General features: G+C 75.5%; 17 protein-coding genes. 13 read left to right on the top strand and 4 right to left on the bottom strand.

Annotation, left to right across the window (positions count from 1 at the left end; all coding sequences use genetic code 11):
* Nucleotides 1-47 precede the first annotated feature (47 nt).
* From ACFO3M_RS02300 to ACFO3M_RS02290, 3 genes are read left to right on the top strand one after another with little or no spacing between them, the layout of a single operon-like run.
* Nucleotides 48-551: a metallophosphoesterase family protein gene (locus ACFO3M_RS02300; protein ID WP_387985797.1), complete on the top strand. Its 504-nt coding sequence runs from the start codon at nucleotides 48-50 to the stop codon at nucleotides 549-551.
* Nucleotides 548-1,774 (top strand): MFS transporter, encoded by a 1,227-nt coding sequence (locus ACFO3M_RS02295; RefSeq protein ID WP_387985794.1) that lies wholly within the window; start codon nucleotides 548-550, stop codon nucleotides 1,772-1,774. Before ACFO3M_RS02300 ends, ACFO3M_RS02295 begins: the two co-directional genes overlap by 4 nt.
* Nucleotides 1,775-1,803: 29 nt before the next feature.
* On the top strand, nucleotides 1,804-2,655 hold the full coding sequence (locus ACFO3M_RS02290; protein ID WP_387985872.1) for a putative RNA methyltransferase: 852 nt from the start codon (nucleotides 1,804-1,806) through the stop codon (nucleotides 2,653-2,655).
* Nucleotides 2,656-2,727: 72 nt separating this feature from the next.
* Here the strand turns inward: ACFO3M_RS02290 and ACFO3M_RS02285 are convergent, their stop codons facing one another.
* Nucleotides 2,728-3,006: a GlsB/YeaQ/YmgE family stress response membrane protein gene (locus tag ACFO3M_RS02285; protein ID WP_387985792.1), complete on the bottom strand. Its 279-nt coding sequence runs from the start codon at nucleotides 3,004-3,006 to the stop codon at nucleotides 2,728-2,730.
* A 202-nt stretch (nucleotides 3,007-3,208) separates the two neighbouring features.
* Between ACFO3M_RS02285 and ctaD the strand changes: the two genes are divergently transcribed.
* Nucleotides 3,209-4,966 carry an aa3-type cytochrome oxidase subunit I gene (ctaD, locus tag ACFO3M_RS02280; protein ID WP_387985789.1) on the top strand — a complete coding sequence of 586 codons (1,758 nt, stop codon included), beginning with the start codon at nucleotides 3,209-3,211 and terminating at the stop codon, nucleotides 4,964-4,966.
* Between the two features lie 119 nt (nucleotides 4,967-5,085).
* Entirely contained in the window at nucleotides 5,086-6,354 is a 1,269-nt protein-coding gene (serB, locus tag ACFO3M_RS02275) for a phosphoserine phosphatase SerB (protein WP_387985788.1), read from the top strand.
* A 171-nt stretch (nucleotides 6,355-6,525) separates the two neighbouring features.
* On the opposite strand, the gene ACFO3M_RS02270 is transcribed toward serB, so the two are convergent.
* Entirely contained in the window at nucleotides 6,526-7,092 is a 567-nt protein-coding gene (locus tag ACFO3M_RS02270) for an isochorismatase family protein (RefSeq protein WP_387985785.1), read from the bottom strand.
* Between the two features lie 14 nt (nucleotides 7,093-7,106).
* Entirely contained in the window at nucleotides 7,107-8,390 is a 1,284-nt protein-coding gene (locus ACFO3M_RS02265; RefSeq protein WP_387985783.1) for a nicotinate phosphoribosyltransferase, read from the bottom strand.
* A gap of 72 nt (nucleotides 8,391-8,462) precedes the next feature.
* Here ACFO3M_RS02265 and clpS point away from each other — a divergent pair, with 72 nt between their 5' ends.
* Together clpS and ACFO3M_RS02255 are read left to right on the top strand one after the other, a co-directional pair.
* Complete coding sequence (gene clpS, locus ACFO3M_RS02260; protein ID WP_387985781.1) at nucleotides 8,463-8,759, top strand: ATP-dependent Clp protease adapter ClpS; 297 nt, start codon at nucleotides 8,463-8,465, stop codon at nucleotides 8,757-8,759.
* Nucleotides 8,756-9,253, top strand: coding sequence for a DUF2017 family protein (locus ACFO3M_RS02255; RefSeq protein WP_387985780.1), 498 nt, complete (start codon nucleotides 8,756-8,758; stop codon nucleotides 9,251-9,253). The genes clpS and ACFO3M_RS02255 overlap by 4 nt, the downstream gene beginning before the upstream one ends.
* Here the strand turns inward: ACFO3M_RS02255 and ACFO3M_RS02250 are convergent.
* A complete protein-coding gene (locus ACFO3M_RS02250) occupies nucleotides 9,192-9,548 on the bottom strand; it encodes a hypothetical protein (protein WP_387985778.1) in 357 nt (118 codons plus the stop codon). The two genes, ACFO3M_RS02255 and ACFO3M_RS02250, sit on opposite strands and share 62 nt — an antisense overlap.
* Before the next feature lie 107 nt (nucleotides 9,549-9,655).
* Between ACFO3M_RS02250 and ACFO3M_RS02245 the strand changes: the two genes are divergently transcribed.
* From ACFO3M_RS02245 to ACFO3M_RS02220, 6 genes are all read left to right on the top strand, one after another.
* Complete coding sequence (locus ACFO3M_RS02245; RefSeq protein ID WP_387985776.1) at nucleotides 9,656-10,129, top strand: M67 family metallopeptidase; 474 nt, start codon at nucleotides 9,656-9,658, stop codon at nucleotides 10,127-10,129.
* A 159-nt stretch (nucleotides 10,130-10,288) separates the two neighbouring features.
* On the top strand, nucleotides 10,289-10,567 hold the full coding sequence (locus ACFO3M_RS02240) for a ubiquitin-like small modifier protein 1 (RefSeq protein WP_387985774.1): 279 nt from the start codon (nucleotides 10,289-10,291) through the stop codon (nucleotides 10,565-10,567).
* A gap of 47 nt (nucleotides 10,568-10,614) precedes the next feature.
* Nucleotides 10,615-11,565 carry a PLP-dependent cysteine synthase family protein gene (locus tag ACFO3M_RS02235; RefSeq protein ID WP_387985771.1) on the top strand — a complete coding sequence of 317 codons (951 nt, stop codon included), beginning with the start codon at nucleotides 10,615-10,617 and terminating at the stop codon, nucleotides 11,563-11,565.
* On the top strand, nucleotides 11,556-12,218 hold the full coding sequence (locus ACFO3M_RS02230; RefSeq protein ID WP_387985768.1) for an HAD-IA family hydrolase: 663 nt from the start codon (nucleotides 11,556-11,558) through the stop codon (nucleotides 12,216-12,218). Before ACFO3M_RS02235 ends, ACFO3M_RS02230 begins: the two co-directional genes overlap by 10 nt.
* 54 nt (nucleotides 12,219-12,272) lie before the next feature.
* Nucleotides 12,273-13,010, top strand: coding sequence for an MBL fold metallo-hydrolase (locus ACFO3M_RS02225; RefSeq protein ID WP_387985766.1), 738 nt, complete (start codon nucleotides 12,273-12,275; stop codon nucleotides 13,008-13,010).
* Nucleotides 13,011-13,119: 109 nt separating this feature from the next.
* Nucleotides 13,120-14,073 (top strand): DNA polymerase domain-containing protein, encoded by a 954-nt coding sequence (locus tag ACFO3M_RS02220; protein WP_387985764.1) that lies wholly within the window; start codon nucleotides 13,120-13,122, stop codon nucleotides 14,071-14,073.
* Nucleotides 14,074-14,082 lie beyond the last annotated feature (9 nt).

The raw sequence follows: 14,082 nt of genomic DNA, 5'->3' as shown, positions 1-14,082 counted from the left end.
GGGTCGGCCCCCGGGGCGGCGACCCGGCGCCCTGCCACCATGGGGCCGTGTCCGTCTCGCTGGTGGTGACCGCCGACACGCACCTCCCGAAGCGGGCCCGTGACCTGCCCCGCTCCCTCTGGGCCGCGATCGAGGCCGCGGACCTCGTCGTGCACGCCGGCGACTGGGTCGACGTCGCCCTGCTCGACGCCCTCGAGTCCCGCGCCCGGGCCCTGCTCGCGGTGTACGGCAACAACGACCACGGGGCCCTGCGCGAGCGGCTGCCGGAGGTGGCGCGCGCCGAGGTGGGCGGGCTGCGGGTCGCCGTCGTCCACGAGACCGGCGACGCCAAGGGCCGCGAGCGCCGCTGCGCCGCGCGCTTCCCCGACACCGACGTCCTGTTCTTCGGGCACAGCCACATCCCGTGGGACACCACCGCGGACACGGGACTGCGGCTGGTCAACCCCGGCTCGCCCACCGACCGGCGCCGGCAGCCGCACGGCACCTTCGTCACCGCGGTCGCCGACGGCGGGGCGCTCACCGAGGTGGTCTTCCACCCGGTCGCCCGGTGACGGCCTCCCCACCGGCGTCCCCTCCCGCCGCCCGCTGGCGTCACCTGGCCGTCGGCCTGACCGGGCTGGTCGCCGCCTGCGCGGCGCAGAACGGGATGCCCTTCCTCACGCTGGCGCTGCGGGAGGAGGGGCTCTCGCTGCCGCAGGCCGGCCTGCTGGTCGCCGCGCCCACCGCCGGCCTGGTGTGCGCGCTGCTGCTCTGGGGCGTGCTGGCCGACCGGTACGGCGAGCGGCTGGTGCTCTCCGCCGGGCTCGCGGTCGCCGCCGTCGCGCTGACCGGCGCCGCGCTGGCCGACGCCGCCGTGCCCACCGGCCTGTGGCTGCTGCTGGCCGGGGCGGGCAGCGCGTCGGTGCACGCGGCCAGCGGCAGGCTGGTGCTGGGCTGGTTCCCCCCGGAGCAGCGCGGGCTGGCGATGGGCGTCCGGCAGGCCGGGCAGCCGCTGGGCGTGGGCCTCGCCGCGCTGACGCTGCCGCGGCTGGCCGCCGACGGCCCCGGCGGCGCCTTCGCCTTCCTCGCCGCCGGCTGCGCGGTCACCGCCGTCCTCGTCGGCCTGCTCGTCCGCGACCCGGCCCGGCCGCCGCGCACCGCCGGCGCCCCGCGGCCGGCCTCGCCCTACCGCGGCCCGGTCCTGTGGCGGGTGCACGCGGCCAGCACCCTGCTCGTCGTGCCGCAGTTCGCCGTCGCCGGGCTGGCCTTCGACTGGCTGGTGCGCGGCGCCGGCTGGAGCGCGGCCGGCGCCGGGACGCTGCTGGCGGTCGCGCAGGCCGGCGGGGTCGCCGCACGCCTCGGCGCGGGCAGCTGGTCGGACCGGGTGGGCAGCCGGCTCGGGCCGCTGCGGCAGGTCGCGGGCGCGGTGGCCGTCGTCGTCGGGGTGCTCGCCGTCGTCGCGGCCCTGACGCCGGGCCTCCTCGGCCCGGGGGTCGCCGCGGCGGCGGTGACGCTGGCGGCGGTCGCCACGGTGAGCCCGAACGGGGTGGCGTTCACCTCGGTGGCCGAGCAGGCCGGCAGCGCCTGGGCCGGGCGCGCGCTGGGCGCGCACAACACCGCGCAGAACCTGGCGGCCGCGCTGACCGTCCCGCTGGCGGCGCTGCTCGCCGACGGCGGACCCGGCTACCCGGCGGCGTTCGCGCTCGGTGCGGTCGCCGCCGCGGCCGCGGTCGCCGTCGTGCCCGCCCGGACGGCCGAGCCGGCGCCCCCGCCGGTCGCGGTCGGTGTGCCGTGAGCCGGTGGCGCCCCTGGCCGCCGCGGGCGGTGGCCGTGCTGGCCTGTCCCGTCTGCGGCGCGGAGCTGGCCGCGCTCCCCGGCGACGCCGGCCTGCGCTGCCCGGCCGGCCACTCCTTCGACCGGGCCCGGCAGGGCCACGTGACGCTGCTGCCACCGGGCCACGCGCCGCCGACCGGGGACACCGCCGCCATGGTCGCCGACCGGGCGGAGGTGCTCTCCGCCGGGACCTACGCCGGGCTCACCGGGGTCCTGGCCGGCGCGCTCGCCGCGGGGGAGGGGCCGGTGGACGCCGTCCTCGACCTCGGCGGGGGGACCGGGCACCACCTGGCGGGCGTGCTGGACGCGCTGCCCGGCGCGGTCGGCGTGGTGCTCGACGCCTCGCGGTACGCGGCCCGCCGCGCGGCCGGCGCCTCGCCGCGGGCGCTCGCCGTCGTCGCCGACACCTGGGCCCGGCTGCCGGTCCGCGACGCCGCCGTCGACCGGGTGATGGTGGTCTTCGCGCCGCGCAACGGGCCGGAGACCGCGCGGGTGCTGCGCCCGGGCGGCCGGCTGGTGGTCGCCACGCCGGCGCCGGAGCACCTGGCCGAGCTGGTCGGCCCGCTGGGGCTGCTGCGGGTGGACCCGGAGAAGGAGGCCCGGCTGTCCGCGGCCCTGGAACCGCACCTCGTGCCGGCCGGCCGCGTGCGGCACCGGGAGGAGCTGGAGCTCGACCACCGCACCGTGACCACCGTCGTGGGGATGGGGCCGCACGCCCGGCACCTGGCGCCGCAGCGGCTGGCCGCCGCGGTCGCCGCCCTGCCGCCGCGGGTGCGGGTCACCCTCGCCGTCGACGTCACGACCTGGGCGCTGCCCGCGGACGCAGGAGGGGCCCGGCCGTGACGGCCGGGCCCCTCCTGGGCGACCAGGCGCAGGGCTCTCGTGGCCCCCGGGGCGCCGGGAGCCCTGCGTCGGTCAGATGCGGGTGCGGCTGCGTCCGCGGGTGGCGAAGACGTAGACCAGCAGCACGATGATCGCGCCGATGATCGAGCCGATGATGCCGGCGGCGCCGATCTCGAAGCCGTTGCCGCTGATCAGGCTCCCGAGCAGGTTGCCGACGAAGGAACCGATGATGCCGAGGACGATCGTCATCCCGACGCTCATGGACTGCTTGCCGGGGACGACGGCCCGCGCGATGAAGCCGGCGATGGCGCCGACCACGATCAGCACGATGATGTTCCAGAGAAGCTCCACGGGGGACCTCCTGAGGGGATGGCCGGGTGGCCGAGGCGCTGGGATCTCCAGGCTCGGACGGTGCTGTTCCCCTGGTGAGCAGGGCGGAAACGCGTCTTGATCATGACGTGACCTGGTCGTCACCCGAGAGGGGGGCGCCGTCACCGGCGCGCCCGCCCGGACGGGCCCGACGGGCCCGTCGCCCTCGGTCTAAGCTGCGCTCGTGACGATCGCGCCTGCACCGATCGTGAGCCGGCCCAGCCCGGCTCGCGAGGTCCAGCGGGGTGCGCGGCTCTCGAACCTGCTGCGGACCACGGACCACAAGACCATCGGCCTGATGTACATGGCCACCTCGTTCGCCTGGTTCATCGTGGGTGGCTTCATGGCCATGCTGATCCGCGGTGAGCTGGGCCAGCCCGGGCTGCAGTTCCTGTCGCCCGAGCAGTACAACCAGCTCGTCACGATGCACGGCACGATCATGCTGCTGATGTTCGCGACGCCGCTGTTCTTCGCGTTCTCGAACCTCATCATGCCGCTGCAGATCGGCTCGCCGGACGTCGCCTTCCCGCGACTGAACGCCTTCTCCTTCTGGCTGTTCTTCTTCGGCAGCCTCATCGCGGTCTCGGGCTTCTTCACGCCCAGCGGCGCGGCCGACTTCGGCTGGTACGCCTACGCCCCGCTGTCCGACGCCGTGCACTCCCCGGGCCCCGGCGCCAACCTGTGGTTCTCGGGCCTGGCGGTCAGCGGTCTCGGCACGATCCTCGGCGCGGTCAACTTCACCGCCACGATCGCCTGCCTGCGGGCGCCGGGCATGACGATGTTCCGGATGCCGATCTTCACCTGGAACACGCTGGTCACCAGCCTGCTGGTGCTGCTGGCCTTCCCGATCCTCACCGCGGCGATCTTCGGCATGCTGGCCGACCGCAACCTCGGCGCGCTCGTCTACTCGGACGAGAACGGCGGCCCGATGCTGTGGCAGCACCTGTTCTGGTTCTTCGGCCACCCCGAGGTCTACATCATCGCGCTGCCGTTCTTCGGCATCATCACCGAGATCATCCCGGTGTTCGCCCGCAAGCCGCTGTTCGGCTACAAGGGCATGGTCGGCGCGACGCTGCTCATCGGTGGCCTGTCGCTCACGGTGTGGGCGCACCACATGTACGCGACCGGCGCGGTCCTGCTGCCGTTCTTCGCGTTCCTGACCTACCTCATCGCCGTGCCGACCGGCATCAAGTTCTTCAACTGGATCGGCACCATGTGGCGCGGCCAGCTGACGTTCGAGACGCCGATGCTGTTCTCCATCGGCTTCCTGGTGACCTTCCTCCTGGGTGGCCTGACCGGCGTGCTGCTGGCCAGCCCGCCGCTGGACTGGCACGTCAACGACAGCTACTTCGTCGTCGCCCACTTCCACTACGTCGTCTTCGGCACCGTGGTGTTCGCCGCCTACGCCGGCATCTACTTCTGGTTCCCGAAGATGTCGGGCCGGATGATGGACGAGCGGCTGGGCAAGCTGCACTTCTGGCTGGTGTTCATCGGCTTCCACGCGACGTTCCTGGTCCAGCACTGGCTGGGCACCGAGGGCATGCCGCGCCGGTACGTCGACTACCTGCCCACCGACGGGTTCACCACCCTGCACGTGATCTCCACGATCGGGTCGTTCGTCCTGGGCGCCTCGACCATCCCGTGGCTGTACAACGTGGTGAAGTCGTGGAAGTACGGCCGCCTCGCGCTGCGCGACGACCCGTGGGGCCACGGCAACTCGCTCGAGTGGGCCACCTCCTCGCCGCCGCCGCGGCACAACTTCACCGAGATCCCGCGGATCCGGTCGGAGCGTCCGGCGTTCGAGGCGCACTACCCGCACCTGGTCGAGCGGCTGCACGCCGAGGCGCACGTCGGCAAGCGGCACCAGCCCTACGCCGGTGTCAGCGAGCTGGCCGAGGGCACCGGCCCGCGTCAGGGTCCCAACGACCCCGACCCGTTCTGATCCCCGGGGCCCGGCCCCACGCGATCGCACGTCACGACGACGCCCCGTCGGCTCCGGCCGGCGGGGCGTCGCCTCGTCCGCGGGACCACCGCCCGGAGCCGCCGGGGGAGTGCGGCACCATGGCCGCCGTGCCGCTCGACCCCGCACCCCGCACGCGTCCGCAGGCCGCCCCCGACGGGCCCCGCGCGGTCCTGACGGTCACCGGCGCCGACCGGCCCGGCGTGACCGCCCGGCTGTTCGGGGCCCTCGCCTCCGGCGACGAGGGGCTCCCGCCGGTCGAGGTCGTCGACGTCGAGCAGGTCGTCGTGCACGGCCAGCTGGTCCTCGGGGTGGTCATCGGCGCCCGGCCGGCCGACGGCGCGGTGGACGAGGCCGGCTTCCTCGCCTGCCTGGGCCGGCTGGCCACCGAGGTCGCCCGCGCCACCGGGGTCCGGGTCGAGGTGGAGACCGCCTCCGGTCGCGGTGCCGGCACCACACCCACCGGGCGCCCCCACCACGTGATCCTGCTCGGCCGGCCCGTACCGCCGTCCGCGGTCGCCGGCGCGGCCACCGCCATCGCGGGCGTCGGCGGCAACATCGACGCGATCCGGCGGCTGTCGGACCACCCGGTCACGTCCCTGGAGCTCACCGTCTCCGGGGCCGGGGCCACCGAGCTGCGCACCGCGCTGGCCGCCGTCGCCGCCGCCACCGGCGCCGACATCGCCGTCGAGCAGGTCGGGCTCGCCCGGCGCAGCAAGCGGCTGATCGTCCTCGACGTCGACTCCACGCTGGTGCGCGGCGAGGTCATCGACGAGCTGGCCGCCCGCGCCGGGCGGGCGGCCGAGGTCGCCCGGATCACCGCGGCGGCCATGAACGGGGAGCTGGACTTCGCCGAGTCGCTGCGGGCCCGGGTGGCCACGCTGGCGGGCCTGCCGGTCGAGGTCCTCGACGAGGTGCGCGAGCACCTGGAGCTCACCCCCGGCGCCCGCACGCTCATCCGCACGCTGCAGCGGCTCGGGTTCCGCTGCGGCATCGTCAGCGGCGGCTTCAGCCAGATCACCGACCCGCTGGCCGCCGCGCTCGGCCTCGACTTCGCCGCGGCCAACACCCTCGAGGTCGCCGACGGGAGGCTCACCGGCGGCCTGGTGGGCGAGATCGTCGACCGGGCGGGCAAGGCCCGCGCGCTGGCCCGCTTCGCCGCCGAGCACGGCATCCCGCTGGAGCAGACGGTCGCGGTCGGCGACGGCGCCAACGACCTCGACATGCTCAACGCCGCCGGGCTCGGCATCGCGTTCAACGCCAAGCCCGTGGTGCGCGAGCAGGCGCACACCGCGCTCAACCAGCCCTACCTCGACGCCGTCCTGCAGGTCCTCGGCTTCACGAGGGACGAGGTGATGGACGCGCTGTGACACCGTGTGACTGTGACACCGTGTGACTGTGACACCGTGTGATCTGCCGTCCTGCCGGACGGCACCGCGGCCACGAGCCGTACCCCTGCTGCGCTGAGCCCTGCCACGACGTCCCGACCGGAAGCCTCCGGCCCCGCGGTCGGTCCGCCGTCCTGCGCGGGGCGGCTCGCTTCAGGGGCGGGTGACCGTGCCCTCCAGCTCCACGCCGGCGGTGCGCAGCTGGTCCAGCGCCGCCTCGGTCGACGCCTCGGACACCCCCGCGGTGAGGTCGAGCAGCACGCGGGTCGCGAAGCCCGCCGCGACGGCGTCGAGGGCGGTGGCCCGCACGCAGTGGTCGGTCGCGATGCCGACGACGTCGACGGCGTCCACGCCCCGCTCGCGCAGCCAGTCCGCCAGCGGCACGCCGTCGGCCCGCCCCTCGAAGCCGGAGTAGGCCGCCGCGTAGTGGCCCTTGTCGAAGACGGCGTCGAGCGGCCCGCGGTCCAGCGACGGGTGCAGCTCGAGCCCGCTCGTGCCGGCGACGCAGTGCGCCGGCCAGGTCTCCAGGTAGTCGGGCTCCTCGTGGAAGTGGTCGCCCGGGTCGACGTGGTGGTCGCGCGTGGCGACCACGTACGCGTAGTCGGCGGACCGCACGTGCTCGGTGATCGCCGCCGCCACCGCCGCACCCCCGGCCACCGCCAGGCTGCCGCCCTCGCAGAAGTCGTTCTGCACGTCCACCACCAGCAGTGCGCGCGTCACCGCGGGACCTCCGTTCACGCCGTCACCGTCTCCAGTGCGGGTTCCCCGCGGGAGAGCGCCCATGCCTCCTGCGGCAGGGCCTCGCGCGCCCGGCGGTGGTGCGCGGCCGCCGCCTCGAGCGCGTCGGCCGGCGACGACGGCGTCACCACCTCGCCGCCGCGGACCAGCTCCACCAGCAGCCGCCGGTCGCCGTCGCGCGGCTCGACCCGCCCGCTGCTGACCACCTCGGCGGTCGCCGTCCCGTCGGCGTCGTGCCGGCGGACGGCGGTCTTGCGGCCCCCGGTGGAGTTCTTGCCCTCGGAGCGCTTGGCCACCGGGACGCCGTCGCGCTCGACCAGCTTGTAGACCATCCCGGCGGTCGGCGCGCCCGACCCGGTGACCAGCGAGGTGCCGACGCCGTAGCCGTCGACCGGCGCGGCCATGAGCCCGGCGATCGCGTACTCGTCGAGGTCGCTGGTGACGATGATCCGGGTCTTCGTGGCGCCCAGGTCGTCGAGCTGGCGGCGGGCGGCGGTGGCCAGCGTCGGCAGGTCGCCGGAGTCCAGCCGGATGGCGCCGAGCTCCGGCCCGGCCACCTCGACCGCCGTCCTGATGCCCTGGACGACGTCGTAGGTGTCCACCAGCAGCGTGGTGCCGACGCCGAGCGTGTCGACCTGCGCGCGGAAGGCGGCGGCCTCGTCGTCGTGCAGGAGGGTGAACGCGTGCGCGCTGGTCCCCGTCGTCGGCACCCCGTACCGGCGGCCGGCCTCCAGGTTGGAGCTGGCGGTGAAGCCGACCAGGTACGCCGCCCGCGCCGCGGCGACCGCGGCCTGCTCGTGGGTGCGCCGCGAGCCCATCTCGATGCACGGCCGCTCGCAGGCCGCCCCGACCATGCGGGCCGCGGCCGAGGCGATTGCGCTGTCGTGGTTGAGCACCGAGAGGACCAGGGTCTCCAGCAGCACGCCCTCGACGAAGGGCGCGCGCACGGTGAGCACCGGGGAGCCGGGGAAGAACAGCTCGCCCTCGGCGTAGCCGTCGACGTCGCCGGAGAAGCGGAAGTCGGCCAGCCAGTCCAGCAGCCGCGCGTCGGTCAGGCCCTGCTCGCGGAGGGTGGCCAGCTCCTCGTCGCCGAAGCGGAAGGCGGGCAGCAGCTCCAGGAGCCGGCCGGTGCCGGCGACCACGCCGTAGCGGCGGCCGTGCGGGAGGCGCCGGGCGAAGACCTCGAAGACGCAGTCGCGGTCGGCGGTGCCGTCGGCCAGGGCGGCGGCGACCATCGTCAGCTCGTACCGGTCGGTGAGCAGGGCGGTACCCGTCGGCATGATCCCGACCCTAGGTCGACCGCCGCGACCGCACCCGGGGGACCGGGGGAGCGACCGTCCTAGAGTGGTCGGGTGGCCGGACCACTCGCGCCGACACGGACGCCCGAACCCACGGTCGAGGAGACCGCCGACCTCGACCGGCCCTGGGTCACCATCGTCTGGAACGACCCGGTGAACCTCATGACCTACGTGACCCACGTGCTGCGGGAGCTGTTCGGCTACGACGAGCCGACGGCGACCACGCTCATGCTGCAGGTGCACAACGACGGCAAGGCGGTGGTCAGCTCCGGCCCGCGCGAGCGGATGGAGCACGACACCAGCCGGCTGCACGCCTACGGCCTGTGGGCCACCTACCAGCAGGACGCATGAGGCCGTTCCGCCGCAAGGGGGCCGACGTCGTCGCGCGGCTCGAGCCGGCCGAGGCCGGCGTCCTCGGGCTGCTGCTCGACCAGCTCGAGCAGCTGCTGGGCGCCGACCCCGAGGACGTCGACGGCGACCCCGTGGTCGCGCGGCTGCTGCCGGCCGGGCACCGCACCGACCCGGAGCTCGCCGCCGACTACCGCGAGCTGACCGAGTCGGCGCTGCGCGCGGGCAAGACCGACGACCTGGCCGCCGTCCGGGCCACCCTCCCCGCCGACGGCGGTGAGGTGCGGCTGGACCGGGACCAGGCCGGCGCGTGGCTGCGCACCATGAACGACCTGCGGCTGGCCCTGGGTGAGCGGATCGGGGTCACCGAGGAGACCGAGCCGCCCGAGGACCCGGCCGGCGAGGAGGGCCAGCAGCTGGCCGTCTACTACTGGCTCACCGGGCTGCAGGGGTCGCTCGTCGACGCGGTCGCCGCCGGGCGCGACGCCCGAAGGTGAGCAGCACCAGCGCCGCCAGCAGCAGGTCCAGCACGAAGAAGACCAGCACCAGGCTGGGCAGCTCCAGCTCGCGGACGGCCGCCCCGACGGTGGAGACGAGCGTGACCACCGACAGGGCCAGCACCAGCAGGAGCACCAGCACCCGCAGCGCGACGAGCAGCGCCAGCGACAGGCGGTCGGCGGCGACGTCGCTGCTGTAGTGCCCGCTGCGCAGGGTCAGCCCCCGGATGCCGAGCCACAGCGACGGCAGCGCGACGACGACCACGCCGGCCGCCATGATCAGGTCGAGCACCACGGGTCCGCACCGTATCCGGTCGGTGACGAGCGGGTGACCTGCCCCGGTCGGGCGAGCGTCGCCCGGTGCCCGCGGTGCCGCTCCCGGGCGCCGCCTAGACTGGCGGTGTGCTGCGCATCGACCGCGCGACCTACGACGCCATCGTGGCCCACGCCCGGGAAGACCACCCGGACGAGGCCTGTGGCGTCGTCGCCGGGCCCGAGGGCAGCGACCGTCCCGAGCGGTTCATCCCGATGCTCAACGCCGCCCGGTCGCCGACGTTCTACGAGTTCGACTCGGCCGACCTGCTGCGCTTGTACCGGGAGATGGACGACCGGGACGAGGAGCCGGTGGTGATCTACCACTCCCACACCGCCACCGAGGCGTACCCCTCGCGCACCGACGTCAGCTACGCGTCCGAGCCCGACGCGCACTACGTGCTCGTCTCCACCCGCCACCACGGCCGGGAGACCGGCCTGGCCGGGGACGACGTCGAGTTCCGCAGCTTCCGGATCGTCGACGGCGAGGTGAGCGAGGAGGACGTCGAGGTCGTCGAGTCCTACCTGTTCGGCCACTCGCCGACCACCGTCGTCTACGACTGACCGAGGACCCCGTCCTCCCCACCCCTCGCGAGCCCGGGGCGGGGCCCTGGACGGGCCGGCCGCGGAATGACCCGCGGCGAGCGGGCGTTGCCCGCACCGACACGCGCTCACGCCGAGCGCTCCCGCACGTCCCCACCCTCCCGAGGAGAACCGCACGCCATGGCCATCGAGGTCCGGATCCCGACCATCCTGCGCACCCACACCGGCGGCAACAAGACCGTCGAGGGCAGCGGGGACACCCTCGGCGCGCTCGTCGACGACCTCGACGCCAAGCACCCCGGCCTCAAGGGCCGCCTGGTGACCGAGGAGGGCAAGCTGCACCGCTTCGTCAACGTCTACGTCAACGACGAGGACGTGCGCTTCACCGGCGCCCTCGACACCGCGGTCAAGGACGGCGACTCGGTCACCATCCTCCCGGCGGTCGCCGGCGGCTGCTGAGGCCTCCCGCCCCGCCGTCCCGTCCCCTCACCCGGAAGAGCTCCCGCATGGCCCGCTTCAACTCCCTCGTCGACTCCCTCGGCGGCACCCCGCTGGTGGGGCTGCCGAACCTGTCGCCGACGCCGGACGTGCGGCTGTGGGCCAAGCTCGAGGACCACAACCCGACCGGGTCGATCAAGGACCGCGCCGCGATCTCGATGATCGAGGCGGCGGAGAAGGACGGGACGCTGCAGCCGGGCGCCACCATCCTCGAGCCGACCAGCGGCAACACCGGCATCTCGCTGGCGATGGTGGCCCGGCAGCGCGGATACCGGCTGATCTGCGTCATGCCGGAGAACACCTCCGTCGAGCGGCGCCAGCTGCTGGAGATGTACGGCGCGCAGATCGTCAGCTCGCCGGCGGCCGGCGGGTCCAACCAGGCCGTCGCGATGGCCAAGGAGATGGCCGCCGAGCACGACGACTGGGTGATGCTCTACCAGTACGGCAACCCGGCCAACGCCGAGGCGCACTACACCGGCACCGCCCCGGAGATCCTCGCGGACCTGCCGTCGATCACCCACTTCGTCGCGGGCCTGGGCACCACCGGCACGCTCATGGGCTGCTCGCGCTACTTCCGCGAGCACAAGCCCGGCGTCCAGGTGATCGCCGCCGAGCCGCGCTACGGCGAGCTGGTCTACGGCCTGCGCAACATCGACGAGGGGTTCATCCCCGAGCTCTACGACCCCTCGCTGCTGGACTCGCGGTTCTCCGTGGGCCCCGAGGACGCCGTCCACCGCACCCGGCAGCTGGTCGAGCGCGAGGGCATCTTCGCCGGCATCTCGACCGGGGCGATCCTGCACGCGGCACTCGGCGTCGCCGACCGCGAGGTCGCCGCCGGCCGCCGCGCCGACATCGTGTTCATCGTCTGCGACGGCGGCTGGAAGTACCTGTCCACCGGCGCCTACGCCGGCACCCTCGAGGAGGCCACCTCGGCCCTCGAGGGCCAGCTGTGGGCCTGAGCCCGGAGCTGCCCGCCCGGGCCCTGCTGTTCGACAACGACGGCGTCCTGGTCGACTCCGACGCCGCCGTCACCTCCTCCTGGTCGCGCTGGGCCACCGAGCACGGCCTGGTGCCCGCCGACGTGCTCGCCGTCGTGCACGGCCGGCGGTCGGCCGACACCGTCGCCGACCTGGTGCCCGGGCCCGGGCGGGCCGCCGCGACGGCGCTCATCGACCGGTACGAGCTCGAGGACGCCGCCACCGTGGCCGCCGTCCCCGGCGCCGCCGACCTCCTGGCCGGCCTGCCCGCGGACGTGTGGGGCGTGGTCACCTCCGGCACCCCCGACCTCGCCACCGCCCGGCTGACCGCCGCGGGGCTGCCGCTGCCCCGCACCCTGGTCACCGCCCGCGACGTGCGCACCGGCAAGCCCGATCCCGAGGGCTACCGCCTCGGCGCCCGCCTGCTCGGCGTGCCCCCGGAGGACACCGTGGTGTTCGAGGACAGCCCCGCCGGCATCGCCGCCGGCCGGGCGGCCGGCGCGCGGGTCGTCGGCGTGGGGGAGCGGGCCCTCGGCACCGGGGCCGACGTCGTCGTCCGGGACCTGCGCGGCCTGTCCTGGGCCGGCGGCGTCCTGTCCGTCCCGGCCGCCGCCCTGCTCCCGACCGGCGGCTAGCCTGGCGCCCGCGATGGACAGCGGATGGACGTGCGACCGGCCGGGGGTCGCGGCATGAGGCTCACGGTCGTGGGCTGCTCGGGCAGCGGGCCCGGCCCCGCGTCGGCGGCCTCCTGCTACCTCGTCGAGCACGACGGCTTCCGGGTGCTGCTCGACCTGGGCAGCGGCGCGTTCGGGGCGCTGCAGGCGCTGGCCGACCCCGACTCGATCGACGCCGTCTACCTCTCCCACCTGCACGCCGACCACTGCCTCGACGTCGTCCCGTTCGTGGTCTGGCACCGCTACTCCGGCCGCTCGTCGCGGCGCCGGGTCCCGCTGATCGCCCCGGCCGGGGCCGAGCGGCGGCTGGGCCTGGTCTACGACGAGGGCGGCGCGCCGCTGACCGACGTCTTCGACTTCGCGGCCACCCCGGTGTCGGCGGTCCTCGGCCCGTTCACCGTGCAGACCGCGCGGACCGCGCACCCGGTCGAGTGCCACGCCGTCCGGCTGACCGCCCACGGCAGCTCGCTGGTCTACACCGGCGACACCGGGCCGTCGCGGGCCGTCGTCGACCTGGCGCACGGTGCCGACGTGCTGCTGGCCGAGGCCGCCCACCCCGACCGGGACGGGCTGCCGCCGGACCTGCACCTCACCGGCCGGCAGGCGGGGGAGGCCGGGGCCGCGGCCGGGGTGCGGCGCCTGCTGGTCACCCACGTGCCCGCGTGGGTGGACCCCGGCGCGCAGCTGGCCGCGGCGCGGACGGCGTTCCCCGGCGCGGAGCTGGTCGCCCCGGGCGCCACCTACGACGTGTGAGCGGACCCCTTCCGCCCCGCGTGCTCGGCGCGGGCGCCCGGAGGGTGGCCGGCGGGGACCAGCGGTGGACTCACTTGCCGCGCCCTTGCCGGCCGGGCACGGTGGGCCGGTGGTCGACGACGAACGGGACGGCGTCCGGCTGACCAGCCTCGACGCGCCGCTGGGGGACGGGCTGGGGGTCACCAAGGGCGACCTGGTCGACCACCTCGACGCGTTCGCGGACCGGCTGGTGCCGCAGCTGGCGGGCCGGCCGCTGTCGGTGAAGCGCGTGCGGCCGGGCCAGGAGCCGTTCATGCAGCGCAACGTGGCCAAGGGCGCGCCGGACTGGGTGCGCACCGTGCCGGTGTGGTCGTCCGGCGCCCACCGCCAGGTGCACCAGGTGCTGTGCGACGACCGCCGGACGCTCCTGTGGCTGGCCAACCAGCGCGCCGTGGAGTTCCACGTCCCGTTCTTCCACGCGGGCGCCGAGACCGAGCCGACCGGCGTCGTGCTCGACCTCGACCCGCCGGAGGGCGCCGACTTCGCGGTGGTCGTGCGGGCCGCGGAACTGGTGCGGCGGGCGCTGGCCGACGCCGGGCTGGCCGGGGCGGTGAAGACCAGCGGGTCCAAGGGCGTGCACGTCGTCGTCCCGGTGCGCGGGGCCGGGCCCGAGGACGCCGCCGCCGCGACCCGCGCGCTCGCCGCCCGCGCCGCGGCCCTCGACCCGGACCTGGCCACGACCGCCTACATCAAGGAGGACCGGCACGGCCGGGTCTTCCTCGACTCCACCCGCTCGGGGTCCTCGACGATCGTGGCCGCCTACAGCCCCCGCATCCGGCCGGGCCTGCCGGTGTCGGCGCCGGTGGCGTGGGAGGACCTGCCCTCGGTCCGGCCGGGCGACGTCACCGTGACGACCGCGCCGGACCGGCTGGGGGACGGCGACCCCTGGGCGCGGCTGCTGCCCCCGCCGCAGGAGCTCCCGGCCGACCTCGTCGCCGAGGGCCACACCATCCCGGTCGCGCGGGTGGCCGCGATGCACGAGGGCAAGCGGCGGGCGCGGGCCAAGCGGTCCGCGGAGGGCTGAGCGGGCGAC

The organism is Geodermatophilus arenarius, from assembly GCF_042654585.1.
Lineage (GTDB): Bacteria > Actinomycetota > Actinomycetes > Mycobacteriales > Geodermatophilaceae > Geodermatophilus > Geodermatophilus arenarius.
Note: the sequence above shows the minus strand (reverse complement) of the source record. Positions and strands in the feature narration are given on the sequence as shown.

Bases quoted from the DNA above. Each gene is read 5' to 3' on its own strand.
- serB (WP_387985788.1), top strand. From the start codon at position 5,086: ATGGCCGCCGTGCCGCTCGACCCCGCACCCCGCACGCGTCCGCAGGCC.
- ACFO3M_RS02265 (WP_387985783.1), bottom strand. From the start codon at position 8,390: ATGCCGACGGGTACCGCCCTGCTCACCGACCGGTACGAGCTGACGATG.
- ACFO3M_RS02255 (WP_387985780.1), top strand. From the start codon at position 8,756: ATGAGGCCGTTCCGCCGCAAGGGGGCCGACGTCGTCGCGCGGCTCGAG.
- ACFO3M_RS02240 (WP_387985774.1), top strand. From the start codon at position 10,289: ATGGCCATCGAGGTCCGGATCCCGACCATCCTGCGCACCCACACCGGC.
- ACFO3M_RS02235 (WP_387985771.1), top strand. From the start codon at position 10,615: ATGGCCCGCTTCAACTCCCTCGTCGACTCCCTCGGCGGCACCCCGCTG.
- ACFO3M_RS02225 (WP_387985766.1), top strand. From the start codon at position 12,273: ATGAGGCTCACGGTCGTGGGCTGCTCGGGCAGCGGGCCCGGCCCCGCG.